Source organism: Nocardia sp. NPDC019219 (assembly GCF_040632645.1).
GTDB lineage: Bacteria > Actinomycetota > Actinomycetes > Mycobacteriales > Mycobacteriaceae > Nocardia > Nocardia sputorum.
This window is the reverse complement of record NZ_JBEYCG010000001.1, coordinates 488,109-513,390: the sequence shown is the minus strand read 5'-3', so window position 1 is coordinate 513,390 and position 25,282 is coordinate 488,109. Positions and strand designations below refer to the sequence as shown.

Sequence of the window (25,282 nt, the reverse complement as noted above, 5' to 3'; positions counted from 1 at the left end):
GATGCCTTACACCAAACAACACCCGCCGGTTCCCGCTGCCGACGAGCTGCGAGCCCGGATCCCCGGATGGGGTGTCGATCTGGATCCGAAGGATCGGCCGTCGGTTCCCAAACTCGTCTACGATCCCGGTGCCACCGGCGCTCACTGGGAGTTTCCGGACCGGCAACTGGAGAACGTGCCGCGCGAACGCTCGATCGAGCACAAGTTCCTGACCCCGGTGTTCGGTACGTCGACGCCGCTGCAAGGTCTGTCCGGAGTGATCCGCCGCTTCGCCTACAAAAAATACAGCGAAGCCGGCACCGCCCACTGGTTGCTGTTGATCGTCGGCGACCGGGTCGATGTAGCAGAGAACCGCGTCCGGTCACTACTGGCCGGAAAGCCGGACAACCTGATCACCGAAACCGGTATCAAAGCCGAATTCACCCACCACGGACTGCGAAGCCGCATCACCGGCAGCCGCGTCGATCGCACCCACATGTGGATGGACCCGCTCCTCGTCGCCGCCCCCTGGATAGCGTCGGGAATAGCCGGTGCCGCGGCATGGAGGGCGCTGCAGCGCCGCCGAACTCGGTAGACGCGCCGCGCGCCGGGGCGTGCGGCTTACCACTGGGTACTCATGCTGACCAACCCGAGGGGCTCATCGCGATCGCCTGCACATGCCCCTTAGGGCGAGTGGGTTCACCGGTCGGCCTGCTCGCTCGACGAGGGTGATGCCGAGGCTGGATGTCGGCCGGTGGTCAGACTTGGGTGCGCTGGGCGATGTGCACGGTGTGTCGGCCCAAACGTTTGTAGTAGCGGCCCGCCAGGACAAGCTCCACCGCGGTTGCGATGGATTACCGCCGGTTTCTTCGAGCACGGCGGCCGGCAGGGTGCGGTGCAGTTCGTTCATGGTGTCGTCTTGGCCGGCCAGGCGGGCGGCATCGGCGGGATTACGGGTGGCCAGCACCGCAGCGGCGTTGGTGGCCCGCCGCGATCGCGGCCGAGCCTTGTTTAAGCCACCCACACCAGCGCAGTGGCGAATGGGCACGCGAAGAAGGGGCTGGCCATCAAGGCGACCTCGCCGTCAGCGGTGGAGTAACGGCACAACAGGCGGCGGCGCACTGGGTCTCCGGATCGAAGCGATTCCGATGCCTGAGGGCCCGTACCCCGCTAATCCGAGTGCGGATGCGCTGCCGCGACCGGGGGTCGGAGGATCGAATCCTCATAGCGCACACAATAAAAGCCAAGGCCAGCGCCGGTACGTGGAGTGGCAAGCGCCCTCATGTCATCAATGGGCGATGACTGTGTCATCACCAAAAGCGGACTAAAGGGACATCAAATAGGCGAAGACAGCCTCTCACCTGGCGTTATAGCAGATCGAAATGGTGGGCCTAGGAGGACTTGAACCTCCGACCTCTTCGTTATCAGCGAAGCGCTCTAACCGCCTGAGCTATAGGCCCGTAGTCGTGTTGTTCGCGGTAACAACAACGTGTAGAGACTACACAACACTCATCTACTGAACCAAAACGGCTGGTAGAGGCGCTATGGAGCCTCATTCACGACGAGAGCGACATCCGTACCGACAGCGTGACCCGCCCTCCAAGCCCGGTAGCACCAACGAAAACGGCCGGTACCCCACCCTGCGGTGCGAGTACCGGCCGTTCGGAACGCTGGATGACTAGTCGGGGTCGGCCAGGGTGACCTGGATGCCGCCGACGAGGTCGCAGCACTGGTTGTAGATGAACGTGCCGACCGTGCCGAGCGCGGTGAACAGCACGACGTTGATCAGGCCGATCACGCCCGCGTAGCCGAACACGGTGCCCGCGTCGATCAAGCCCACCGAGCCGCTGTCCTGCGACACCATGTCGGTGAACGTGTTGTTCAACCGCTCCCACACACCCATGCCCTCGAGCACGATGTACAGCAGACCGACCGCGAGCATCCACACGAAGAACATCGCCACGCTGATCACCAGCGAGATCTTCAGCGTCGACCACGGATCGATGCGACGGATCTGCACGGTGGCCCGCAGCGGCTCTCCGGAGGCCACCGCCGCTACCGCGACCGGGACCGCGGGCGACACCGGCCCGGACTGCGGGGCGGCGGCTTCGGTGGCCGGCAGCGGATGCCGGATCTCGGACAGGTCGGGCATGTCCTTGATCAGCTCCGGCCGCGCGATACTGCGGGTGGGCCCGTCGATGCCGACCGACTTCACCATGGCGGCTTCCTTACGCGCCGCCTTGGCCGCCAGGTCGGCGGTGGTACGGGCGTTGGACGTGCCGCCGCCGAGACCGCCGCCACCGCCCGAGGACGGGCGTCCGGTGACCGGCGCCTGCCCGGGGCGGTACAGGTTGGACTGCGGCTCCCGCTGCGGCAGCTGCGCCCACCCGTCCTGGTACGGCGACTGCGGACCGCCGTTGGCGGCGGCCCCGACCGGTTGCTTGTCCTCGCTCTCGGGCGCGGACTGCGGGGCCTGGTTGTTGATCCGCGTCGTCTTCTGATCGAAACGGTCCTGGCCGTCGCCGCCGGGCGCTTGATCCGGCGCGCCCTGCTGCGGAGCGAAATCGCCCTGCTGGTCGCGGATCTCGTGCGGCTGAGCATTCGGCTGGTTGCCGCCGGGCGGGTTGGCCTGCGGCCCACCCGGATGTCCGCCGGATTGCGGCCCGTTCGGATGTCCGCCGGACTGCGGCCCGTTCGGATGTCCGCCGGACTGCGGCCCGTTCGGCTGGCCCTGGTGACCACCCGGCTGCGCGCCACCAGGGTGACCGCCGCCAGGGTGACCGCCCGGCTGACCGCCGCTTTGCTGGCCGCCGCCGGGCTGACCGTTCTCGGCCGAGGCGACCGGCCGTGGGATCGGCCGCGGCGGGATCGGTGACGGTGCGATCCGCTCGGTCACGCCGTTCGTCTGGTGCCGCTCGTCATTCGGCTGATTCGGAGTGGTCAATGGGAATCCTTGGGTCCGTTCGTTGCCGCCGCTGTTGGATTACTGCTAGGAGCCGGTGTCGCCGCCACCGGAGACCTGATCGGGATCGGGCTCGTCGGCGTTGCGCGCGATCGCAAGCAAAGTATCGCCCTCCGCGAGGTTCATCAATCGCACACCCTTGGTCTGTCGGCCGGCCTTGCGAACCTGCTTCGCCGCCGTCCGGATGACGCCGCCACCGGAGGTGATCGCGTACAACTCGTCGTCGTCGTCGACGATGAGCGCCCCGACCAGGGTGCCACGTTTCGCGTCGAACTGGATGGTCAATACGCCTTTACCCCCGCGGCCCTGCGGGGTGTACTCCTCGATCGCGGTGCGCTTGGCGTAGCCGCCGGACGTGGCGACCAGCAGATATGTGCCGGCGCGAACCACATTGAGGGACAGCAGTTCATCGCTGTCGTTGAACCGCATGCCCTGCACGCCGGAGGTGGCGCGCCCCATCGGACGCAGCGCCTCGTCGGTGGCCGAGAAGCGAATCGACTGGCCGAGCGCGGAGACCAACAGCAGGTCGTCGTCGGCCGAGCAGAGCACGGCGCCGACCAATTCGTCCTCGTCGCGCAGATTCACCGCGACGATGCCGCCGCTGCGGTTGGAGTCGAAATCGGTCAGTTTCGACTTCTTCACCAGGCCGTTCTTGGTGGCGAGCACCAGGTACGGCGCGTCGTCGTAGGATTTGATCTGGATGATCTGGGCGATCTTCTCGTCCGGCTGGAAGGCCAGCAGGTTCGCCACGTGCTGGCCGCGCGCGGTGCGGTTGGCCTCGGGCAGCTCGTAGGCCTTGGCCCGGTAGACCCGGCCCTTGTTCGTGAAGAACAGAAGCCAGTCGTGCGTCGAGGTGATGAAGAAGTGCTTGACGATGTCGTCCTGCTTGAGACCCGCGCCCTGCACGCCCTTGCCGCCGCGCTTCTGGCTGCGGTAGAGGTCGGTCTTGGTGCGCTTGGCGTAGCCGGTCTCGGTGATCGTGACGACCACGTCCTCGCGGGCGATCAGATCCTCGTCGGCCACGTCGCCGTCGGCGGAGATGATCTGGGTGCGCCGGTCGTCGCCGTACTTGTCCACGATCTCGGCCAGCTCGTCGCGCACGATCGCGCGCTGACGCTCCGGCTTGTCGAGAATGTCCTTGTAGTCGGCGATCTCGGCTTCGATCTTGGCCAGATCGTCGATGATCTTCTGTCGCTCCAGCGCCGAGAGCCGGCGCAGCTGCATGTCCAGGATCGCGGTCGCCTGGATCTCGTCGATGTCGAGCAACTGCATCAGGCCGGTGCGCGCGGTGTCGGTGTTGGCCGAGCGGCGGATCAGCGCGATGACCTCGTCGAGCGCGTCGAGCGCCTTGACCAGGCCGCGCAGGATGTGGGCCCGCTCCTCGGCCTTGCGCAGCAGGTACCTGGTGCGCCGGATGATCACGTCCAACTGGTGGTTGACGTAGAACCGGATCATCTGGTCCAGCCGCAGCGTGCGCGGCACGCCGTCGACGATGGACAGCATGTTGGCGCCGAAGCTGGTCTGCAGCTGGGTGTGCTTGTACAGGTTGTTCAGCACGACCTTGGCCACGGCGTCCCGCTTGACCGTCACGACGATGCGCAGGCCGACGCGGTCGGAGGACTCGTCGTGGATGTCGGCGATGCCCGCGATCTTGCCGTCCTTGACCTGCTCGGCGATCGCGTTGATGAAGTTGTCGGTGTTGACCTGGTAGGGCAGCTCGGTGATGACGATCGTGGTGCGGCCGCGATTGTCCTCTTCGATCTCGACGACGCCGCGCATCTTGATGGACCCGCGGCCGGTGGTGTACGCGTCGTGGATGCCCTGGGTGCCGACGATCAGACCCGCGGTCGGGAAGTCCGGGCCCTTGATCCGCTCCATGCACGCGGCGAGGGTGGTCTCCTCGTCGGCGTCGTGGTTGTCCAGCGCCCAGTAGATCGCGTTCGCCAGCTCGGTCAGGTTGTGCGGCGGGATGTTGGTCGCCATCCCGACCGCGATGCCGTTGCTGCCGTTCATCAGCATGTTCGGCACGCGGCTCGGCAGGACCACCGGTTCCTGCGTCTTGCCGTCGTAGTTGGGGATGAAATCGACCGTCTCGTGGTCGATCTCGCGCAGCATCTCCATCGCCAGCGGCGTGAGGCGGCACTCGGTGTAGCGCATGGCCGCGGCGCCGTCGTTACCGCGGCTGCCGAAGTTGCCCTGGCCGTCTACCAGCGGGTAGCGCATCGCCCACGGCTGGGCCATGCGCACCAACGTGTCGTAGATCGCCGAGTCGCCGTGCGGGTGGTAGTTGCCCATCGTGTCCGACACCGGGCGCGCGGACTTCACATAGCCGCGATCGGGCCGGTACCCGTTGTCGTACATGGCGTAGAGGATGCGGCGATGCACCGGCTTGAGGCCGTCGCGCACTTCGGGCAGCGCGCGGCCGACGATCACGCTCATGGCGTAATCGATGTAGCTGTTCTGCATCTCCAGCTGGATGTCGACCGGTTCGACGCGGTCGCCCGCACCGTCCGGCGGCAGGGTGATGTCGGTCATGAAGAAGTCTCCTTAACGGGCTGACGTGCGCAGACTGCCGGGCGCCACCGCGAACCGGCGGCGCTGCGGGCGGATCACACGTCGAGGAAGCGGACGTCCTTGGCGTTGCGGGTGATGAAGCTGCGGCGGGCCTCCACGTCCTCGCCCATCAGCACGCTGAACAACTCGTCGGCCGCGGCCGCGTCGTCCAGCGTCACTTGACGAAGCACCCGGACGCTGGGATCCATCGTGGTCTCCCACAGTTCCTTGGGATTCATCTCGCCCAGACCCTTGTAGCGCTGGATGCCGTCGTCCTTGTTGATCTTCTTGCCCGCGGCCAGGCCACGCTCGAGCAGGCCGTCGCGTTCCCGATCGGAGTAGGCGAACTCCGGCTCGCTGCGCTGCCACTTCAGCTTGTACAGCGGCGGCTGCGCCAGGTAGACGTGCCCGTGCTCGACCAGCGGGCGCATGAACCGGAACAGCAAGGTCAGCAGCAGCGTGGAGATGTGCTGGCCGTCGACGTCGGCGTCGGCCATCAGCACGATCTTGTGGTAGCGCAGCTTGCTGATGTCGAACTCGTCGTGGATGCCGGTGCCGAACGCGGTGATGATCGACTGGACCTCGTTGTTCTTGAGGACCTTGTCGATGCGCGCTTTCTCGACGTTGATGATCTTGCCGCGCAGCGGAAGGATCGCCTGGTACATCGAGTCCCGCCCGGACTTGGCGGAGCCGCCGGCGGAGTCGCCCTCGACGATGTAGATCTCGGACTTGCTCGGATCCTTGGATCGGCAGTCGGCGAGCTTGCCCGGCAGGCCGCCCAGGTCGGTGGCGGACTTGCGCCGTACCAGCTCGCGGGCCTTGCGCGCGGCGACACGGGCCTGCGCCGAGGAGACCGCCTTGTTGACGATGGTCTTCGCGTCGGCCGGGTTGGCCTCGAACCAGTGGGTGAGGTGCTCGTTGCAGGTGCGCTGCACGAACGACTTCACCTCGGTGTTGCCGAGCTTGGTCTTGGTCTGGCCCTCGAACTGCGGCTCGCCGACCTTGACGCTCACGATGGCGGCCAAGCCCTCCCGGATGTCGTCACCGGTGAGGTTGCCGTCCTTCTCCTTGATGAGCTTCTTATCCTTCGCGTACTTGTTGACCACCGTGGTCAGCGCCGCGCGGAAGCCCTCTTCGTGGGTGCCGCCCTCATGGGTGTTGATGGTGTTGGCGAAGGTGTGCACCGACTCCGAGTAGCCGGAGTTCCACTGCATCGCGACCTCTAGTTCGTGGCCGGTGCCCTTGCCCGTGAACGCGACGACCGAGTTGTGGATCGGCTGCTTGGTCCGGTTGATGTGGCGGACGAAATCTTCCAGGCCACCGGGGTAGTGGTAGGTCCGCGACTTCACCTTGTGCTCGGCCTGCGCGGCGCCCTCTTCGGCGTGCTTGGGCGCCTCGGCAGTCTCGCTGACCACCTCGTCGGTGATCTCGGTGTCGCTGACGCGCTCGTCGTTGAGGACGATGGTGAGGCCCTTGTTCAGGAACGCCATCTCCTGCAACCGGCGCGCGACGGTCTCGAAGTTGAAGGTTGTGGTCTCGAAGATATCCGGATCCGGCCAGAACCGGATGGTGGTACCCGTCCGCTTCGTCGGGTCGCCCTGGATGAGCTTGCCGGGCTTCGCGTCCTTGTACTCCTGGGTCCAGTGATGGCCGCCGGTGTCGATCTCGGCCTCCAGCCGCGTCGACAGCGCGTTGACCACGGAGATGCCGACGCCGTGCAGACCACCGGACACCGCATAGGACTCGGAGTCGAACTTGCCGCCCGCGTGCAACTGGGTCATGACGACCTCGATGGTCGGGATGCCCTGCGCGTGCATCTCCACCGGGATGCCCCGACCGTCGTCGATTACTTCGACGCCGCCGTCGCCCAGCAGGGTGACCTCGACCTTCGTCGCGTATCCGGCCATCGCCTCATCGACGGAGTTGTCGACGACCTCCCAGATCAGGTGGTGCAGACCGCGCTCACCGGTGGAGCCGATGTACATGCCCGGACGCTTGCGAACCGCCTCGAGTCCCTCGAGAACCGTGATGGAGGAGGCACCGTAGTCCTGCTTCCCGGTCGCCTTGGTCGAACCCGATGCGTTGGAGTCTTTGGCAGCCACTGGTCGGTAGCTCTCCTTACTTGCTGATCCCGGCATAGAGCGATCGGACAGCACACGTGAGGCCCTGGTTCATGTCTGGCTCGAGAATCCGGGTCCGGGCGTGGACTGTGTGGAACGCGCCGAAGGTATCGCCGCTAGTTACGTAACCATCCTACTGGTACACCCAACTTACAACCCACCTCCGACACCCCTCACAGCGCCGTGGATGCGAGAAATCGAATACCGCCGACTCCGTTGCGCCTTGCGGCGGTTTTGATCCAGCAGAAGTGGGCTCAGAGATGCGTCGCCGGATCGCGCTCGCACGCTTCGGCAGCGGCATCGATCCGGGCGACGAAGGCGGCGGTATGACGCGCCAGCTCCGCCGGGTGTGAGATCGGCGACCAGTGCCGCGCCGGGATCTCCACCCGGGTCAAGCGCGGCACCCACCGATCTGCCTCGGCGTTCACCACAGGCCGCACGGCGCGGTCCCGCGTGGCGACGATCAGCTGAACGGGCACCTCGATCGGACGGGGCCGCGGATGACGCAGGTGGGTGCGAATGTTCGCGCGGTAGAGCTTCAGGTTGTTCAGCATATCGGTGCGCAGTGTCGGCGCCGTCTCCACCAATGCGGGGTCGAGTCCGTCGAAGAAGGCGAGGAATCGCGGCCACCGGCCGGAGAGAATCCGCAACACCGGATTCGGCAACTTGGGGATCTGGAAGGCGACGGTATAGGCCGAGGCGACGCCCTGGGCCAGCGCACCCCGCAGCCTCGCCGGGGTGAGCGGCCCACGCAGATAGGCGCCGAGGAAGTCCAAGTTCGGGCCGGACACCGACGTGAAGGACGCGATCACCGATGCGGCGTCCTCGGCCGCGACGGCCTCCCATCCGATTACCGACCCCCAGTCGTGCCCGAGGACGTGCACCCGTTCGCCGGGCGAGACCGCGGCGATGACCGCGCGGACGTCGGCCGCGAGCTCCTCGATCCGATAGGCCTCGACTGCGGCCGGCGCGGAACTGCTGCCCGCCCCCCGGTTGTCGAAGGCGATCACACGATGGCGGCCGCCGAGCAGGGCCGCCACCCGGCTCCACAGCAGATGGGTATCGGGCCACCCGTGGATGAGCAGCACCGGCACGCCCTCGGGGTTGCCGCATTCGTAGACCGCGAGTTCGACGCCGTCCCGGCGAACCGTCCGGGTCGCGGTCGCCGGAAACGGACCCACGGCCGTGGTGATCGTCATCGAGGTTCCTTCTGCCCAGACGGTTCCGATCCGACGTCGCAGGGCTTCCGGTGCGGACGTCGAACCGGGGCGTTCCACGTGAAACGCCGCTTCAGGGTAAACGTAACACCAAGTATCACATACTGCCCGGCGCGGTCATCCGTACGTGTCGCGCGGTCCGCGACCTTTGATATGCCGCTCGCCCTTGCGCCAGCTCGGTGCGGCAGGTCCGGAAATCTTCAGCGAGGTCACCACCCCCTGGCCGACCGCGGCATTGATCTTCGCGAGGATCTGGCCTTGCAGCATCCGCAACTGGGTAGCCCAGGCGGTCGACTCCGCGGAGATGCTCAGCACGCCGTCCTTCAAGGTGACCGGCGTGGCGTGCGCGGCGATGTCCTCGCCGACCACTCCCGCCCAACGGCCGAAGACCATGCCCTCGGCCACCTTGCCCGACCACCCGCGGCTCTTGGCGAGGGAGCCGGCCAACTTCGACAACAGCTGTGGATCGCGATCGTCCGGGCCCGCGCCCGACCATCCGGTGCGCCTGCGCCCTCCGGTCCGCAGCCTGCGCTGGGGCGAGGAACGCCCCTGACCGACGGACTTGCCGCTCGCACGTGCCGCGGCGCGCGCTTCCTCCAAGGCTCGCCGGGCCAGATCTATCCCTCGCAATTCGGGTTCCGCTCCTGCGGATTCGGGCTCGGTGGGCCGATCGCTCATCGCCCTTCTCCCTCCGCGTCCCGTGGTCTGTCCCCAGTTTCGATCAAGTTGTCCCCAGCCTCCGCCCACGGTTGCCAGCGCCAGGAATCGCGCATGCCGCACACCCAGGCGGCCGATAGAACACGCTGTTCCCCGCCCAAAACGCCGGATTGTCAGGCAGGGTGGCCGCTTGCTCGACTGTTGCTGTTGCGCGTTTCGCGGAAGCGGTCACCGATGTCCGAGCGAGTTTTCCACAGGTGTTAGGGAATCGGTTCCGGCTGTTGAGGACTCGATCGGCGTTCCCGACGACTGGTCACTGTAGTGGACCGGGGCGGCTGATGGCGAGGCCGGATCTCCGGTCCACTCCACCTGTGGATGGCTAGGGCGTCCGCGACTCCGTCGAACCGGCGACCGGGTCACGTTCACCCTCGGGCGCCGAGTGGGTGGCGTCGTCGTTCAGCCGTTCACCGCCGAACTGCCACTGTCGGACCGATCCTCGGCGGCGATCCGGGAAACGCGGCCGTCGGGGCCGCCCGCGGTTTCCACTCGCAGCGGCACGGCGGCGAGTTCGGCGGGCACGTCCTCCGGCACGGCCGCGGTGATCAGCACTTGCTCCGCGTCCGCGGCGACGGCCGCCAGCGCGGCGCGGCGGCGACGGTCGAGTTCGGCGAACACGTCGTCGAGCAGCAGCACCGGTTCGGCGCCGGTGGTGCGCAGCAGTTCGAACGCACCCAACCGCAAAGCCAATGCGAACGACCACGACTCGCCGTGGCTGGCGAAGCCCTTGGCGGGCGAATCTCCCAGCACGAGGTCCAGTTCGTCGCGGTGCGGACCGACCAGGCACACGCCGCGCTCGAGTTCCTTCGGCCGGGCGGCAGCGAGTTCGGTCAGCAAGATCGCCTCCAGTTCCGCCGCGTCCTCCGGGCGCGGCGGTCTGGCCGGATCCAGGAACTCCAGGGGCAGCGCGGAGCTGCGATAGACGATCGACGCGGGCCGCGATTCCGGGGCGATCGACGCGTAGGACCGCGCCAGATACGGCGCGAGATCGTGCACCAAACGCAGCCGCTGGGCGAGCAGGACGGACGCGTGCGCGGCGAGGTGTCCGTCCCACACGTCGAGGGTGCTCAGGTCGGCCTTCGACCTGGCTTGCCGCCCGGCGGTTTTCAGCAGCGCCGAGCGCTGGCGCAGCACCCGGTCATAGTCGCTGCGGACGGCGGCCAGTCTGGGGAGGCGAGTTGTGCACAACTCGTCCATGAAGCGGCGGCGCTCCCCGGGATCGCCGCGCACCAGCGCGAGATCCTCCGGGGCGAACAACACCGTCTGCAGGATCCCGAGGATCTCCCGGGGTCGTCGGACCGGTGAGCGGTTGATCTGGGCGCGATTCGCGCTGCCCTGATTCAGCTCGACATCGATGCGCAACTCGCGCCCGGTGTTGACCACGGTGGCGCCGATCCGGGCGCGCTCGGTACCGGTCCGGATCAACGGAGCGTCCGTGGCGACCCGATGCGACCCGAGCGTGGCCAAGTAGCCGATCGCTTCCAGCAGGTTTGTCTTGCCGTTGCCGTTCGATCCCAAGAAAACGGTGCGACCTGGGGATAATTCGACTTCCGCATGCTCCCACGAGCGGAAGTCGCGCAGCGACAGAGCACGGACGAACATCCGCTATCGTGCCCCTGCCTGGGCCGAAGCCGACATTCCCGCCGATCGGCAACTCATGGCCGCGGCGAACGGACCTCGTGCAGTGCGCCGCACTCCTGTGGAAGACCTGTGGATAAACCGGTGCTCTGGCTGCGGGAGCACCGGTTTCTCCGACGTCGCTGGGGAGTTTCCAGCAGCGGCACCGCTCGGCCGCGCTGGATCCCGCGGCGCGGATCCGTTCGACATCAGGTCATGCACAGGCGATCAGCCCGGGAGCCGGACCGGCATCAGCAGATAGATGTACGGGCTCGACAGTGCGGCGAACGTCCCGGAGTCCAGCACTTCGGGCTCCTCCGCGGACGCAGGCAGCAGCACGGCGGGCCTGCTCGGTGTGGTGAAGCCGAAAGTGACCCGGTCGGCGTGCAGGGCGGACAAGCCGTCGATGAGATATCCGGGGTTGAACGCGATGGTGAGCGATTCGCCGCGGAAATCGGCCTCCAGCCACTCCTCGGCGCGGCCCGCGTCGTCGCCGCCCGCGGACAGCAGCAGGCCGTCCGCGGAGAACTCCAGCCGCACCTGCGCGCCACGTTCGGCGACCAGCGCGACGCGCTTGATGGCGTCGGTCAGCGCGGCGACGGCGAGGGTGGCGATCGAGGTGTGCTCCTTGGGGAGCAATTGACGGAACTTGGGGAATTCCGCGTCGAGCAGGCGAGTGGTGGTCCGGCGACCAGCGTTCACGATGCCGAGCAGGCCGTCCGATCCGGCACCGGAGCCCAGGGACAGCTGCACGGGCGCGTCGGAGGGGCCGAGCGTCTTGGCGGCCTCCGACAGCGTCCTGGCCGGGATGAGCACCGAAGTCTCGATATCGGCGCGCGCGGGCTGCCATTCGATGTGCCGCACGGCAAGGCGGAACCGGTCGGTCGCCGCGAGCACGACCTGGGATCCCTCGATCTCCACCCGGATACCGGTGAGCATGGGCAGCGTGTCGTCGCGGCCCGCCGCGACGGCGACCTGGCCGACGGCCTCCGCGAAGACATCCACACTCAGTTCACCGGTCTGCTGCGGCACCTCGGGCAGCTGGGGATAGTCCTCGACCGGCATGGTCGGCAGGGAGAACTTCGCGCTGCCGCAGGTGATCAACACGCGCGTGCCGTCCACCGAGACGTCGACCGGCTTGTTGGACAGCGCCTTGGTGATATCGGCCAGCAGACGACCGGAGACGAGCACCTGGCCGGGCCCCGCGACCTCGGCCGCGACCCGCACCTGCGCGGAGACCTCGTAGTCGAAGCCGGAGACGGTCAGCCCGTCCTCGTCGGCGACCAGCAGCACGCCGCCGAGCACCGGTACCGGCGGCCGGGAGGGAAGACTGCGCGCCACCCAGGCGACGGACTCGGCGAAATCCTCGCGGGCGACCCGAAACTTCATGCTTGCAAGCTCCATCGCCCGATCTGTCCTCTCCCGGTTCCGTGATCTGTTGTCGGCTCGTCAGTGTCGGTGCTCGAAAGGGTCCTGCCGAATCGGCCGCCTTCGCAGTCTGGCACAGGCGACCGACATAGAACCGTACCCGCGGAGGGGACATGCACCTAGCCCGACCCTCCGGCACCGCAGACGACCGCCCCTCGGAAGGGAGCACGGATGGGGCCGGCGGTGCGGGATGAGCCGGGGCGTACCGCGGGCGCGGACTGCTTACGCCGATTCGAGAGGGGGACCGGGATCCCTCTGTCGTCCTTGCTGTGAACCGGGAGGGGCTGCGCAGGAGACGCTGCCGTGCCGACTTTCCACACACCCTGTTTTGAAGAGAGATCTCTAATGAGAAGAACTGAAGTAGTAGTAGGCGCTGTGGATTCTGTGGACTGCGGCCGAATCCGCTGTTCAGGGGGCGTGGTGCCGTGGGGATGGCCAGGGGGTGTCTCGAGGATGAACATCCGGCGGCTGTGGAGGTTCTCAGGTTGTCCCCGATTCATCCTCGAGCGCTCCTCGAGTTGTTCCACCGGATTCACCCGGTTGTTCACACATGTGCACGAAATCGTGGACAGCTCGAGGAATCCTCGAGGACTCCACACGGACTCCTCGAGGATTCCACAAGGCCTGATCCGGACACTGCCCTGGTCAACGGCTGTGCGCAAACCTGCCTGGGGAAACTGTGTAATTCGCCCTGTGAGGGAACTCGCGGAGGCTGCTACCCCGACCTGTGCACAGATCGGTGGACAAACCGGGGGATTCCTCGAGGACTCCACAAGGATTCCTCGAGGAATCCACAGCCCACAAAAAAGCACCGCCCCAGGTCAGGGGCGGTGCTCGGGTGTGGATGCCGCTCAGCGCGAGCGTTGCTTGATCCGGGCTGTGAGTTCCTGCACCTGGTCGTAGACGCGGCGTCGCTCGGTCATCTCTTTGCGTACCTTCTTCTCCGCGTACATCACCGTGGTGTGGTCGCGGCCGAACGCCTGCCCGATCTTCGGCAGGGACAGGTCGGTCAGCTCACGGCACAGATACATGGCGATCTGCCTGGCCTGAGCCAACGGTCGCGCTTTGCCGGGACCGGTGAGTTCTTCCAGCGTGGTGTTGAAGTACTCCGCCGTGACGGCCATGATCGTGGCCGCGTTGATCTCCAGCGCCGTGGTGTCCGGCATCAGATCTCGCAGCACCACCTCGGCCAGCGGAAGATCCAGCGGCTGGCCGTTCAGCGACGCGAAAGCGGTCACGCGGATCAGCGCGCCCTCCAGCTCCCGGATGTTGCGCTCCACCCGGCTGGCGATCAGCTCCAGCACATCGTGGGGCACGTCGAGCCGGTCCATCCGCGCCTTTTTGCGCAGGATGGCGATGCGCGTCTCCAGCTCCGGCGGCTGCACGTCGGTGATCAGACCCCATTCGAATCGGGTGCGCAGCCGCTCCTCCAGCGTGGCCAGTTGCTTGGGCGGGCGATCCGAGGAGACGACGATCTGTTTGTTCGCGTTGTGCAGGGTGTTGAAGGTGTGGAAGAACTCCTCCTGGATGCCTTCCTTGCCCTCGATGAACTGGATGTCGTCGACCAGCAAGATGTCGGTCTCGCGGTAGCGGCGCTTGAACGCGACCTTGCGGTCGTCGCGCAGGCTGTTGATGAAGTCGTTGGTGAACTCTTCGGTCGACACGTACTTGACCCGCATGCCCGGGAAGAGACGCTGTGCGTAATGACCCGCCGCGTGCAGCAGGTGGGTCTTGCCCAAGCCGGAAGCTCCCCAGACGAACAACGGGTTGTAGGCACGAGCCGGGGCTTCGGCGATGGCGACCGCCGCGGCGTGCGCGAAGCGGTTGGACGCGCCGATGACGAACGTTTCGAAGGTGTACTTCGCGTTCAGGCTGGCCGAGGACGTCGCCGGCGCGGGCGATTCCTGCGACTTGGCGAAGTAGGTGGGCCAGGAGTTGCGGACGTTCACCACGGGCTCGTCGTCGTGGTCGCCGCGCGGGTGCTCGCCGACCGGTTCCCGGACCGGATCGTGCGCCAGGCCGGTGTCGTCGTCGGCGGTCTCGCGCAGCGGAGCACGGAGCGGGCCGCGCACGCCGCCCGGCGACGGTTCCGGATTGAACAGGGACTCCTGCCCCGGCGGGATGGCCGGTTCCCTGCGGGGCGGAAGCCCGGGTTCGCGACGGGGTGCGACGTCCGCCCCGGGCACCATGGGCAGTTCGCCCGTCGCGGAATACTCGCCGCGCGGTGGATAGTCGGCGTGGGCGTACTCCGGTTGGCGGTACTCCTCCGGCGGGGCGAAGTCCTGCCCGTATTCCGCCCCCGGGTAGTCGGAGCCGTCGTTGTACGGAGACGCTGCCGGGAATTCGGCCGGCTGTGCATAACGCGGTCCGGGGTAGGCGTCGCGGCCGGGGAACTCCGAGCCGGGGTATGCCGCGGGAGCCCGGCCCTCTCGGGTCCGCTCTGGCCTGCTCGTCATACGCGCGTGCCGGGGGGTATTGCTCTGCCGGTCGACGGTCGGGGTGGTCGGGGCGGCGATGCGGACGCCGAGTCCTTCCACTTGGGGACCGAGCCTGCGGCCGAGGGACCGGAGGATGGGTTCGCGCAGGTCGCGTTCGATGGCCTCCTGTGCCAGCGACGAAGGTACGGAGAGCAGGGCGAACCCCTGTGCGACCGTCAGCGGCTTGACCAGCTTCAGCCAGGCCTGCTGTGCTCGGGTGACCGGAGGGATAGCGCCGTCCGGTGACCCGGTGGTGAGCTCGGTGACAACCTCGGGCCACACTGTGGCCAGCACGTTCTGCTCGTCGTCCATGCAGCTTCCTCCCCGGAGTAGGTCGATAGGAGCAGACGGCCGGGGCACGCGTGGAGTGTGCTGCTCGGGGGTGGGCCCGTGATCCGCTGCGTACGTCCGTAACCGGTTCGGACGCTGTCCGGGTCCCCCATCTGGACAGCGGCGTGGCACCGTCGGCCCTACGAATATGCCACTCCAGGGGTCTTTCCACACAATTATCCACAGATGTGGAGAACCCTGGGGAGCTGTGGAACGCGCGCACGCGCGGGAAGGGCGAGGCTGCGACCTGCGGTTCTGCAGCAATCGACTGGCTACGTACCCTAGCGGCCCGGGACGGGTGCTGGCTAGGGGTGTGGACGAACTCACGGTCATTGCCAGAACGACTGACTCGAGGAAGCCGATTCTGCCTGGTCGCCGCGCCCGGGGCGTACAGGGGGGCGAGTTTGACCCGTCCCTGGACGATCAGTACCCTCGTACAGTCACCCCTTGGTGCGGTGGCGGTCTTGTGCTGACCGCGTTTAGGTCGTGATCGACCGACTGTGCGCCAGGACCGACGCGCGCCGATGATGACCAGACCTGCGATTCATTCGCGCAATACACGTATCACCGACAAGCTTCGGGCACTACCTGGTGCCCGCCTACTCGAGGAGTGTTGACCGTGGCCAAGGGCAAGCGGACGTTCCAGCCGAACAACCGTCGTCGGGCGCGGGTTCACGGCTTCCGCCTCCGGATGCGCACCCGTGCGGGTCGCGCCATCGTCTCGGCGCGTCGCCGTAAGGGCCGCGCTTCCCTCACTGCCTGACCCTCGCTCTCGGACGCTCGGGTGTTGCCTGAGCCGTATCGGTTGCATCATCGTGCCGACTTCTCCCGGACGGTGCGCCGCGGCCAGCGAATCGGGAGGCGTGATCTGGTCGTGCATGCGCTCGCACACGGGTATGACGGAAGCGTGGGCGCGAATGGACGACACGATCAGATCCCCGACGATGCGCTGGTCCGGGTAGGCGGACCCCGCTTCGGGTTGATCGTCAGCAAGGCGGTGGGCAACGCGGTGATTCGACATCGCGTCGCCCGCCGCCTGCGTCATATGTGCGCCCAGGTGGTCGACGAATTGCCGCCCGGGACCGATGTCGTGATTCGTGCGCTCCCGGGCGCCGCCACGGCGTCGTCGGAGGATTTGCTGCGCCAGCTGCGCACCGCGCTGCGCAAGCTCGGCGTCGGCGCCGCAGCGGGCGTGTCGACGGGTGGCACGGCATGAGCCTCTGGGCGACGATCGCCAGACTGCCCGCGAATGTGCTGATCTTCTCGATCGAGCTGTATCGGACCTACGTCTCCCCCACCCGCATGCCGGTGTGCCGATTCACCCCGACCTGCAGCGAGTACGCGGTCACCGCGCTGCGCACCCGGGGCCTGTTCATCGGGCTCGTATTGACGGTCGTGCGCTTGGCCAAATGCGCGCCCTGGCACCCTGGTGGGTGGGACCCCGTCCCGGAGCGGAAGCGGACCGGACTTCGCACCGAGCCGACGGATGGGGCAGCGACCGAGGCGGCGACGCAGGAATCGAGCCTGCCCGCCGGACCGCGGTCGGAGCCGAACGCTTGTAAAGGATCGCCGCCCGCGGTGATCGGCGACACGAACGACGGGAGTGCATAGAGCCGTGCTCGACTTCATTTATTACCCGGTGTCCTGGATCCTCTGGTTCTGGCATCGGGTCTTCGGGTTCGCGTTCGGCGCGGACAACGGTCTCACCTGGGCGCTGGCCGTGGTGTTCCTGGTGTTCACGCTGCGCCTGGTGCTCTACAAGCCGTTCGTCAAGCAGGTGCGCACCACCAAGCAGATGCAGGAACTGCAGCCGCAGATCAAAGAGCTGCAGAAGAAGTACAAGAACGACCGCCAGAAGATGGCGCTCGAGATGCAGAAGCTGCAGAAGGAGAACGGCTTCAACCCGCTGATGGGTTGCCTGCCGATCCTCGCTCAGGTGCCGGTGTTCCTGGGGCTGTTCCATGTGCTGCGGTCGTTCAACCGGACCGGGCACGGCTTCGGCCAGCTCGGCATGACGCCCGAGCAGAACGCGAACACGGCGAACTACGTCTTCAACGCAGCTGACGTCCAGTCCTTCCTGAGTGCGCGCATCTTCGGGGCGCCGATCTCCGCGTTCATCACCACGCCGGTCAACGAGTTGCAGGCGTTCGCCGACTACGGCGGTGTGCCGAGCAAGTTGAGCATCGCGCTCGTCGCCATCCCCCTGATGGTCATCGCCGGTCTGGCGACCCACTTCAACGCGCGCGCGTCGGTCGCGCGGCAGACGCCGGAAGCCGCGGCCAATCCTCAGGCCGCGATGATGAACAAACTCGCGCTGTGGGTGTTCCCGCTCGGTGTGCTCGTCGGTGGCCCCTTCCTGCCGATCGCCATCCTGCTGTACTGGGTCTCCAACAACATCTGGACCTACGGGCAGCAGCACCTCGTGTTCGGTCGCATGGCGAAAGAAGAGGAAGCCAAGAAGCAGGCGAAGCTGGAGCAGCGCGCGCAGAACGCGCCCAAGCCCGGCGCCAAACCGGTCAACGTGAAGAAGAAGCCCGCCCCCACCGCGGCTGCTGACACCGCCACGGACGAGGACACTCCGGTCGCCTCGTCGAACGGTACCGCGAAGCCGTCTAAGCAGTCCGCGGGCCAACGCCGCCCGGCCGGCCAGAAACGGCCTGGCAACCGGGGCAGGGCGAATCAGAAGCGCAGGCGCTGATACCCGATCGGTGGGCCGAGCCGCCCACCTCTCTCTATCGCTGAGCAACCCCTTGATCGCGAATACCGCCCGGCGGCGATTGCCCGGCGCGCGCGATGAGCAGATGAAGGAAATCAAATGACTGTTGAGACCGACGGAGGGGACGCCACCGTGACGACGACGACGGCGAGCGCCGGAGCGGACACCGGCGATGTCGTGAGCGATGCCGAGGAAGCGCTGATCGAAGAAGGCGAGATCGCGGGTGACTACCTCGAGCAGTTGCTCGATGTGCTGGACTTCGACGGCGACATCGATCTCGATGTGGAAGGCGACCGCGCCGTGGTGAGCATCGACGGCGGCCGCGACCTGACCAAGCTCGTGGGACGCAACGGCGAGGTGCTCGACGCGTTGCAGGAACTGACTCGTCTCGCTGTGCAGCAGGCGACCGGAGTGCGCAGTCGGCTGATGCTGGATGTGGCGGGCTGGCGGGCGAAACGGCGGTCCGAGCTGAGCGAGCTCGGCGCGGCCGCGGCGCAGCGGGTGCTGGCCTCGGGTGAGCCGGAATCGCTGGCTCCCATGACCCCGTTCGAGCGCAAGATCGTGCACGACGCGGTGGCGGCCGTCGAGGGCGTCAGCAGCGAGAGCGAAGGCGTCGAGCCGAACCGGCACGTGGTGGTCGTTCCCGGCTGAGCCGTGGCATCCCCGAAGCGGGCGGCATGTTTCGCGGCCCGGACGGGTAGTGGTTGGATAGGGCCTCTGGTCTTCGGACCGGGGGCCTTGTTCGTGTTCGGAGCCCGATTGCTCGCTCGTAGATCGAACCGAGTTCGGAAGGATGTTTCACGTGGAACGAGATCTCGGTGGAACCACCGCCGTACCCGCGGAGCTGGAACCACCCGCGTCGGCGGCCACCGTCTTCGGCGACCGACTCGATCTCGCGCGTCGATATTGCACAGCGCTCGCGACCGCGGGCGTGGAACGCGGGTTGATCGGCCCACGCGAGGTGCCCCGCCTGTGGGATCGCCACCTGCTCAACTGCGCGGTGCTCGGTGAGTTGATCGCCGAGGGCGCTTCCGTGGTCGACATCGGCAGCGGCGCGGGCTTGCCCGGCATCCCGCTCGCGATCGCTCGACCGGACCTCCGGATCACCTTGGTCGAGCCCCTGCTGCGCCGAACCGTTTTCCTGAGCGAGTTCATCGAATCGGTCGGACTCGATGTGACCGTGGTACGTGGGCGCGCCGAACAGTCCGGCGTGATGAAGGAGGCCGGCGGCGCGGACGTTGTCACGTCCCGTGCGGTGGCCCCCCTCGGGAAACTCGCTCAGTGGTCTCTCCCCCTCCTTCGCGACCACGGACACATGCTCGCTCTCAAAGGCGCCAGCGCGGCAGAGGAACTCGAACGCGACGGCGAGGCGCTGGCGAAAGCCGGAGCCGGCAATGCCATCGTGTTGGAATGCGGCGTCGGTCTGGTGGACACGCCCACCGTGGTGATCAGCGCGGAGCGACTTCCTCGCGCCGAGCGCACCTCGCGGCGGCGCGCCGAACGAGCGGTCGAACGCGAAGGCAAGACGGTTCGCAAGACAGCAACGGACCGCGCGCGCAAGCGTGCCGCACGCAAGGCCGAGTAGCAGCTTCGATCGCGAAGGTTCCCGGTTCGAGCTGGGACCAGCGGTCATTTCGTCACCCTGACGGAATGGTTGATCTGACCTTGGTCACACGGTGCGTGTGGATGGTGCGGCGCACTCGAATGGGCGCGCATCACCATGACTCGAACCCGATCTGTGGAGTACTTCCGATCTGGGGCGCGGTACCGAGACTGTCCCCGCTCCGCGAGCGGACGCCTAGCCGCTGAGGCCTGAACTGTGCCGCATGTTTCACGTGAATCCAGTGGCAGCTAGGCATCGCCGAGACAGCCCCGAACGACCGATCATTCGACCCCGTATGACGATGCAAACCGAGCGCGTTCTCATGACGAAGGTGACCTGGTCCTCGACCAGCGCGGAGAAGATGCCGCGCAGCGCGGACAGCTCCAGCACGGCGACCTCCTGCGCGGCCAGCTCGCCGCGCACCTGGACCTCGACGCTGACCGGCAGCTCGTTGCCTGACGTGGTGGCAGCGAGATTCGGCGATGTTTCACGTGAATCATGCTGCGCGTTCGGCTCGACCTTGAACGCCCAGCGCCCGTAGAGAACTCACGCTCGGGCGTGAACCGAGCTGGTTGCGACACCGCCGCCAAGCAGAACTTCGCACCTCGTGAGCTTCTCGCTCACCGCATGGGGCAGGGCATGGCGCGCCGCTTCGTCCGCTCGTGCTTCTGGCGCGCAGTCAAACTGGTGCGCCGCCATGTCGACACGAAAAGGTCGGCGCGGGATAAGTCGATGGGCGGTGATGCGGCCGGTCTCGCGCCGGACGGCAGCACGTCCGACGTCCCGGCTTGACGATCACCACCCAACGGTCAAACCGTCGCTGTGAGTGGTTATCCGGCATCCGCAGAGGGCCGCGTCGCACCCGGCGCCGCCTACTCCCCACCGTCGGCCGCGCGGCACAAGCCAATGTTTCATGTGAAACAGCGCGCGCGGCGGGGTGAATTCGTGCGGATTCGCGTGTCGCTCTGCGCCTCGCCGCGATTCAGCTTTCTTAAACCGCTCAGTGCTGGCAAGCTAGTGGGCGTCGGGCGTGAGCGTAGGTGCCACGGAGGGATCTGGTTGTCACAACGGCGAGGAGCTCCGCTCGGTCGATCGGGCGCCGCGAACCCGGTTGTGCATCGTGTTCGATCCGACAAAGGCTGTTGCACACACGGCGCCGATCCGTCCCGTCGCGCGTACGTGTTCTGAAGTTCTCGGGTTAGGAGCTGTCTATGTCGAGCGGTCCGGCGAATGTTTCACGGGAAACAACGTCGCGCGTGCCGGGGATGCTGGACTCCAGCAATTTCGACGCGGATGCATTCGGAAGTACCCCGTTCGGGCACATCTCCCCTAGTGAGACCCCGATAGCTGCCGAAGCGCAACGTGCAAGTCAGGTCCTCCATCCAGGAAAGGTGACTGTGCCGAAACCGCACGAGCAACGGATCATCACGATCGCCAATCAGAAAGGCGGCGTCGGGAAGACGACCACCGCGGTGAATCTGGCGGCCGCCCTGGCGCATCAAGGGATGACGGTTCTCGTGATCGATCTCGACCCCCAGGGCAACGCCAGCACTGCCCTCGGCATCGAGCATCATTCGGGTGTCCCCTCCAGCTACGAGTTGCTCATCGGCGAGGTCTCGGTCAGAGAAGCTATCCAGACGAGTCCGCACAGTGAACGTCTCCTGTGCATCCCCGCGACCATCGACCTGGCGGGCGCCGAGATCGAACTCGTGTCGATGGTGGCCAGGGAGGGCCGGCTGAAAGCCGCAATCCAAGAGGCGAATATCGCCGGATACGACATCGATTACGTGATGATCGACTGCCCGCCGTCCCTGGGGCTGCTGACGGTCAACGCGCTCGTCGCGGCAAAGGAGGTGCTGATCCCGATCCAGTGCGAGTACTACGCGCTGGAGGGCGTCGGCCAGTTGCTGCGCAATATCGGTCTGGTGCAGGCGCACTTGAACCCCGAACTCCACGTCTCCACCGTGATCCTCACGATGTACGACGGACGCACCAAGTTGGCCGACCAGGTCGCCGAGGAGGTCCGCGGACACTTCGGCGATGTCGTGCTGCGGTCGGTGATTCCGCGCAGTGTGAAGGTGTCGGAGGCGCCGGGTTACGGCATGACGGTGCTCGATTATGATCCAGGCTCCCGGGGCGCGATGAGCTACCTGGATGCCGGACGCGAGATGGCGGCCCGCGCGGTGGCTCCGCGCGTCGCCGCGACGAAGTCGGCGGAGTGATTCGGCCAGTGGTGTCGATGCTCGGCACAGTCCGGTTTGGTGGCGGAACGAGGAAGGGGTCGGTAGACCGATGAGTCAGGCGAAGAAGGGTGGGCTCGGGCGCGGTCTCGCCGCGCTGATCCCGACGACACCGACGACAGCACCGGGCCTCAGCAGCGCCGCTGCGAGTGTCATCGGTCTGGATCCGGTGGGGCCGCAGCCGCCCGCAACCTACCTGCATCGGGTACCCGATCCCGCCGACAACGCCGAACTCGAGGCAGGCGGCGCTGTCTACCGTGAGATCCCGCCGGACCAGATCGAACCGAATCCGAAGCAGCCGCGCACAGTCTTCGAAGAGGACGCGCTGGCCGAGTTGGTGCATTCGATTCGTGAGTTCGGTCTGATGCAGCCGATCGTGGTGCGCCGGACCGAGCCGGGCGTGGATCGCTATCAGCTGGTCATGGGCGAGCGGCGCTGGCGGGCCTGCCAGGAGGCGGGGCTGGCCGCCATTCCCGCGATCGTGCGGGAGACCGCGGACGAGTCGATGCTGCGCGACGCCCTGCTGGAGAACATCCACCGGGTGCAGCTGAATCCACTCGAAGAGGCGGCGGCCTACCAGCAGCTGCTGGAGGAATTCGATGTCACCCACGAGGAATTGGCTGCCCGAATCGGCCGCTCTCGCCCGGTCGTGACGAATATGATCCGTCTACTGAAGTTGCCTATCCCGGTGCAGCGCCGGGTCGCGGCGGGCGTACTGTCCGCCGGACACGCGCGAGCACTGCTCGGTCTCGAAGCGGGTGCGGACGCTCAAGAGGTGCTCGCCGCCCGAATCGTCGCCGAGGGACTCTCGGTCCGGGCTACCGAGGAAGCCGTCATGCTGGCGAACCGAGAGCAGGACGCGGCCGCGCCCTCTCCCGTCGTCCGTCGCAAGCCGATCGAGATGCCCGGCCTACAAGCCGTGGCCGATCGGTTGTCCGGCTCCTTCGATACTCGGGTCCTGGTGAGTATGGGCAAGCGCAAAGGCAAGATCGTCGTCGAGTTCGGGTCGGTGGAAGACCTCGAGCGGATTGTCGCCCTGATGGAGCAGAACGCACCTACCGTGTGACAGAAGTGACGAAATTCAACTTGTGGTTTCCATAGGCGCGAGTTCCGGGCCGAAACGTCACTGTGACGGCAGGAATTCACGCGGCCGTGGAGCGCCCATCGCTCCCGGCGAAGCAACACAAGTTCTTCTGACCAACAGCACAGCGACATGGAATGAGGCGGGTTCCCCTTGATCGCTTATTCTTGCTGGCGAGCAAACGTTGATGCGACGTGAGCGTGGATGAATCGGACAGCTGGAGGCTGAGCAGAGCGGTGTCGACCAGCGTCACAGCACTAACCCTCGGCGGACTGGAGAAGCTTCCCGCGCATGCGCGGCGCTGTGTCTTCTGGGAGATGGACCCCGCGGTGGCCGAGGATTCGCGCAACTTCAGCGATCCGGTGTTCGAGAAGGAAGCCTGGTTGTCCACGGTCATGCTGGAGTGGGGTTCGTGCGGGCAGGTGGCGAACGTCGACGGTAACGTCGCCGGCTGCGCCTTCTACGCACCGCCCAGCGCGGTGCCCCGGGCCACCCTCTTCCCCACTTCCCCGGTGAGCCCGGACGCGGTCCTGCTGACCACGCTGCGGGCCGAATTTCCCTATCGGGATGCCGATGTCGCCCACCACCTCATCCAGGCTGTGGTGGCGGACCTGGTGCGCCGTGGCGTGCGAGCTTTGGAGGCATTCGGCATCCGGACCCACCCGGCGACGCAGGCACTGTCGGAGCGGTCCGGCTCGATGACATTGCTCGAGCGGATCGTCGCCCCGATCAAGAGCGCGAGCGCCACGGCCGAGTGCTCACCGGAGAGCTGCATGATCGATGCCGACTTCCTGGAAGATGTCGGCTTCGAGGTGGTGGCCCCGCATCACCGGTTCCCGCGGTTGCGGTTGGAACTCGACTCGGACCACGGCTGGAAGGAAGACGTCGAACGGGCGTTGGATCAGCTGCTCGCCGCGGCGTCGATGACGGTGCCGACTCGTATCGGAGCGCGCTGAGCCAGACAACGAAAAGCCCCCTGGCTGATTCGACAGATCAGGGGGCGCTTCGAAAGATGGAAGGCGAAGCTACATCCGGTCCGCGGCGGCCAGCTCCTCGGCCAGCAGCTCCGCGAAGGTGTACGTACCGGTCGGCTGGTCGTCCTGCCCCAGCAGATACAGCCGCTTCACCGAGATCAGAATGGCCTCGGCGATCACGTCGCGCATGCGCGGGTTGGTGAGCACCGAAGCGTCGTATTCGTTGGTCAGATAACCGATGTCCACCTGCACCGTCGGCATCTTGGTGAGGCGCAACAGGTCCCAGGTGCGCGCATGGGTACGGCAGTCCTGCAGCGACGTCCGGGCGACCACCTCGCGCTGGATGAAGCCGGCCAGCACCTGTCCGATCATGGACACCGAGCCGTGCGAGTTGCCGAAGTAGAACCCGGCCACGCCGTTGGCCAGCGGGCTCGGGTTGGTGGCACAGCGCAGCGAAATCATCAGATCCGCGTCGAAGGCGTTGGACGTGTCCGCGCGCTCAACGTCGGTGGGGTTGGCGCCCCACGGACGCGACAAGAAGGTCTCCATACCCGTGGCCGCCATCCGTCCCTCGAGCCGGCTCGCCAAGTCCCACAGGATTTCCGACTCGTAGACGTCGCCGTACTCGGTGGGTACGGCACATCCCTTGTCCGGCCCGCCGAGACCCGGATCGATGACGATTCGCTTGCCCGTCAGCTGCGGCCCCGCCCGGTGCACCACTTCTTCCTCGGCGATCCGGTGCGGATTGCCTCCGGTCACCCGGGCGCCGAGCAGGTCCAGCGAGCGCAGCGTGTCGGGTCCGCAGATGCCGTCGGCCGACAGCCCGATCTCCCGCTGGAAAGCGGTCAGCGCGTCATGGGTGTGCGGACCGAAGTAGCCGTCGACCCGGTGCACGTAGAAGCCGAGGTCCTGCAGCCTGCGCTGGAGCGTGGCCACGTCGTCGCCGTACAGCGGCGCGGACAGCTGATAGATCAGCGTGCGCGCGCCGAGCCGGTAGGACGCCTCCTTGAGTGCCCGGTAGGTCGCCGGACCGACCACCCCGTCGACGAGCAGACCGCGATGCTGCTGGAACGCGCGAACCGCGGAGTCGAGGTGGTGGTCGAAGGACACCTCCGTGTCCTTCCAATATTCGCGTGCGTCCGCCTGATCGGTACCGACGTGCGCGTGTAGGAACCCGAGGCTTGCCAGGGTGCTCCGAACCTCTGCTACGGCTGGACCGGAATCGCCGTGACGAAGTCGGTGCATGCGTGAGAGCCCTTTCCTTCCGTCAA

Annotated in this window: 19 protein-coding genes, 1 tRNA gene and 1 pseudogene; 10 read left to right on the top strand and 11 right to left on the bottom strand. The window is 66.7% G+C overall.

Going from position 1 to position 25,282, the window contains the following annotated elements:
• The first annotated feature begins 1 nt into the window (after position 1).
• Entirely contained in the window at positions 2-574 is a 573-nt protein-coding gene (locus tag ABZ552_RS02360; protein WP_357435263.1) for a hypothetical protein, read from the top strand.
• Positions 575-1,362: 788 nt separating this feature from the next.
• Here the strand turns inward: ABZ552_RS02360 and ABZ552_RS02355 are convergent.
• From ABZ552_RS02355 to dnaA, 9 genes are all read right to left on the bottom strand, one after another.
• Positions 1,363-1,439: transfer RNA gene (locus ABZ552_RS02355), tRNA-Ile, on the bottom strand.
• Between the two features lie 218 nt (positions 1,440-1,657).
• Positions 1,658-2,923, bottom strand: coding sequence for a DUF3566 domain-containing protein (locus ABZ552_RS02350; RefSeq protein WP_281876518.1), 1,266 nt, complete (start codon positions 2,921-2,923; stop codon positions 1,658-1,660).
• 45 nt (positions 2,924-2,968) lie between these two features.
• Positions 2,969-5,476, bottom strand: a complete 2,508-nt coding sequence (gene gyrA / locus ABZ552_RS02345) for a DNA gyrase subunit A (protein WP_281876517.1) — start codon at positions 5,474-5,476, stop codon at positions 2,969-2,971.
• Positions 5,477-5,550: 74 nt separating this feature from the next.
• A complete protein-coding gene (gene gyrB, locus ABZ552_RS02340; protein WP_281876516.1) occupies positions 5,551-7,596 on the bottom strand; it encodes a DNA topoisomerase (ATP-hydrolyzing) subunit B in 2,046 nt (681 codons plus the stop codon).
• 272 nt (positions 7,597-7,868) lie between these two features.
• Positions 7,869-8,813: an alpha/beta fold hydrolase gene (locus ABZ552_RS02335; protein ID WP_281876515.1), complete on the bottom strand. Its 945-nt coding sequence runs from the start codon at positions 8,811-8,813 to the stop codon at positions 7,869-7,871.
• Between the two features lie 135 nt (positions 8,814-8,948).
• The gene (locus tag ABZ552_RS02330; RefSeq protein WP_281876514.1) at positions 8,949-9,509 is read right to left on the bottom strand and encodes a DUF721 family protein; all 561 of its coding nucleotides are present in this window, start codon (positions 9,507-9,509) and stop codon (positions 8,949-8,951) included.
• 435 nt (positions 9,510-9,944) lie between these two features.
• Positions 9,945-11,147, bottom strand: a complete 1,203-nt coding sequence (recF, locus tag ABZ552_RS02325) for a DNA replication/repair protein RecF (RefSeq protein ID WP_357435260.1) — start codon at positions 11,145-11,147, stop codon at positions 9,945-9,947.
• Positions 11,148-11,390: 243 nt separating this feature from the next.
• Positions 11,391-12,566 carry a DNA polymerase III subunit beta gene (dnaN, locus tag ABZ552_RS02320; RefSeq protein WP_281876512.1) on the bottom strand — a complete coding sequence of 392 codons (1,176 nt, stop codon included), beginning with the start codon at positions 12,564-12,566 and terminating at the stop codon, positions 11,391-11,393.
• Positions 12,567-13,441: 875 nt separating this feature from the next.
• Positions 13,442-15,379: a chromosomal replication initiator protein DnaA gene (gene dnaA / locus ABZ552_RS02315; protein WP_281876511.1), complete on the bottom strand. Its 1,938-nt coding sequence runs from the start codon at positions 15,377-15,379 to the stop codon at positions 13,442-13,444.
• A 637-nt stretch (positions 15,380-16,016) separates the two neighbouring features.
• Between dnaA and rpmH the strand changes: the two genes are divergently transcribed.
• The 6 genes from rpmH (at position 16,017) to rsmG (ending at position 19,698) form a co-directional block, all read left to right on the top strand.
• A complete protein-coding gene (gene rpmH, locus ABZ552_RS02310) occupies positions 16,017-16,160 on the top strand; it encodes a 50S ribosomal protein L34 (RefSeq protein WP_006550910.1) in 144 nt (47 codons plus the stop codon).
• Positions 16,161-16,181: 21 nt separating this feature from the next.
• Entirely contained in the window at positions 16,182-16,613 is a 432-nt protein-coding gene (rnpA, locus tag ABZ552_RS02305) for a ribonuclease P protein component (protein ID WP_281876509.1), read from the top strand.
• Positions 16,610-17,008, top strand: a complete 399-nt coding sequence (yidD, locus tag ABZ552_RS02300; protein WP_281876507.1) for a membrane protein insertion efficiency factor YidD — start codon at positions 16,610-16,612, stop codon at positions 17,006-17,008. The genes rnpA and yidD overlap by 4 nt, the downstream gene beginning before the upstream one ends.
• A gap of 4 nt (positions 17,009-17,012) precedes the next feature.
• Positions 17,013-18,095, top strand: a complete 1,083-nt coding sequence (gene yidC / locus ABZ552_RS02295) for a membrane protein insertase YidC (protein ID WP_281876505.1) — start codon at positions 17,013-17,015, stop codon at positions 18,093-18,095.
• A gap of 117 nt (positions 18,096-18,212) precedes the next feature.
• Positions 18,213-18,764: a protein jag gene (locus tag ABZ552_RS02290; RefSeq protein WP_281876503.1), complete on the top strand. Its 552-nt coding sequence runs from the start codon at positions 18,213-18,215 to the stop codon at positions 18,762-18,764.
• A 142-nt stretch (positions 18,765-18,906) separates the two neighbouring features.
• Positions 18,907-19,698 carry a 16S rRNA (guanine(527)-N(7))-methyltransferase RsmG gene (gene rsmG / locus ABZ552_RS02285; RefSeq protein WP_281876500.1) on the top strand — a complete coding sequence of 264 codons (792 nt, stop codon included), beginning with the start codon at positions 18,907-18,909 and terminating at the stop codon, positions 19,696-19,698.
• Between the two features lie 342 nt (positions 19,699-20,040).
• On the opposite strand, the pseudogene ABZ552_RS02280 reads toward rsmG, so the two are convergent.
• Positions 20,041-20,175, bottom strand: a pseudogene (locus tag ABZ552_RS02280) (hypothetical protein); the annotation flags it as partial.
• Between the two features lie 752 nt (positions 20,176-20,927).
• On the opposite strand from ABZ552_RS02280, the gene ABZ552_RS02275 reads away from it, so the two are divergent.
• The 3 genes from ABZ552_RS02275 (at position 20,928) to ABZ552_RS02265 (ending at position 23,993) form a co-directional block, all read left to right on the top strand.
• Positions 20,928-21,938: an AAA family ATPase gene (locus ABZ552_RS02275; protein WP_281876499.1), complete on the top strand. Its 1,011-nt coding sequence runs from the start codon at positions 20,928-20,930 to the stop codon at positions 21,936-21,938.
• Between the two features lie 70 nt (positions 21,939-22,008).
• Positions 22,009-23,022: a ParB/RepB/Spo0J family partition protein gene (locus ABZ552_RS02270; protein WP_281876498.1), complete on the top strand. Its 1,014-nt coding sequence runs from the start codon at positions 22,009-22,011 to the stop codon at positions 23,020-23,022.
• Positions 23,023-23,273: 251 nt separating this feature from the next.
• Positions 23,274-23,993 carry a GNAT family N-acetyltransferase gene (locus ABZ552_RS02265; protein WP_281919427.1) on the top strand — a complete coding sequence of 240 codons (720 nt, stop codon included), beginning with the start codon at positions 23,274-23,276 and terminating at the stop codon, positions 23,991-23,993.
• Between the two features lie 69 nt (positions 23,994-24,062).
• Here ABZ552_RS02265 and ABZ552_RS02260 read toward each other — a convergent pair whose 3' ends face one another.
• The gene (locus ABZ552_RS02260; RefSeq protein ID WP_281919324.1) at positions 24,063-25,256 is read right to left on the bottom strand and encodes an N-acetylmuramoyl-L-alanine amidase; all 1,194 of its coding nucleotides are present in this window, start codon (positions 25,254-25,256) and stop codon (positions 24,063-24,065) included.
• Positions 25,257-25,282: the final 26 nt, after the last annotated feature.

Excerpts from the sequence above, each read along its gene's own strand:
- ABZ552_RS02330 (WP_281876514.1), bottom strand. The coding sequence starts at position 9,509 with ATGAGCGATCGGCCCACCGAGCCCGAATCCGCAGGAGCGGAACCCGAA.
- ABZ552_RS02290 (WP_281876503.1), top strand. The coding sequence starts at position 18,213 with ATGACTGTTGAGACCGACGGAGGGGACGCCACCGTGACGACGACGACG.
- ABZ552_RS02270 (WP_281876498.1), top strand. The coding sequence starts at position 22,009 with ATGAGTCAGGCGAAGAAGGGTGGGCTCGGGCGCGGTCTCGCCGCGCTG.
- yidD (WP_281876507.1), top strand. The coding sequence starts at position 16,610 with ATGAGCCTCTGGGCGACGATCGCCAGACTGCCCGCGAATGTGCTGATC.
- ABZ552_RS02275 (WP_281876499.1), top strand. The coding sequence starts at position 20,928 with ATGTCGAGCGGTCCGGCGAATGTTTCACGGGAAACAACGTCGCGCGTG.
- ABZ552_RS02360 (WP_357435263.1), top strand. The coding sequence starts at position 2 with ATGCCTTACACCAAACAACACCCGCCGGTTCCCGCTGCCGACGAGCTG.
- recF (WP_357435260.1), bottom strand. The coding sequence starts at position 11,147 with ATGTTCGTCCGTGCTCTGTCGCTGCGCGACTTCCGCTCGTGGGAGCAT.
- gyrA (WP_281876517.1), bottom strand. The coding sequence starts at position 5,476 with ATGACCGACATCACCCTGCCGCCGGACGGTGCGGGCGACCGCGTCGAA.
- rsmG (WP_281876500.1), top strand. The coding sequence starts at position 18,907 with ATGTTTCACGTGGAACGAGATCTCGGTGGAACCACCGCCGTACCCGCG.
- dnaA (WP_281876511.1), bottom strand. The coding sequence starts at position 15,379 with ATGGACGACGAGCAGAACGTGCTGGCCACAGTGTGGCCCGAGGTTGTC.
- ABZ552_RS02335 (WP_281876515.1), bottom strand. The coding sequence starts at position 8,813 with ATGACGATCACCACGGCCGTGGGTCCGTTTCCGGCGACCGCGACCCGG.
- dnaN (WP_281876512.1), bottom strand. The coding sequence starts at position 12,566 with ATGGAGCTTGCAAGCATGAAGTTTCGGGTCGCCCGCGAGGATTTCGCC.
- ABZ552_RS02260 (WP_281919324.1), bottom strand. The coding sequence starts at position 25,256 with ATGCACCGACTTCGTCACGGCGATTCCGGTCCAGCCGTAGCAGAGGTT.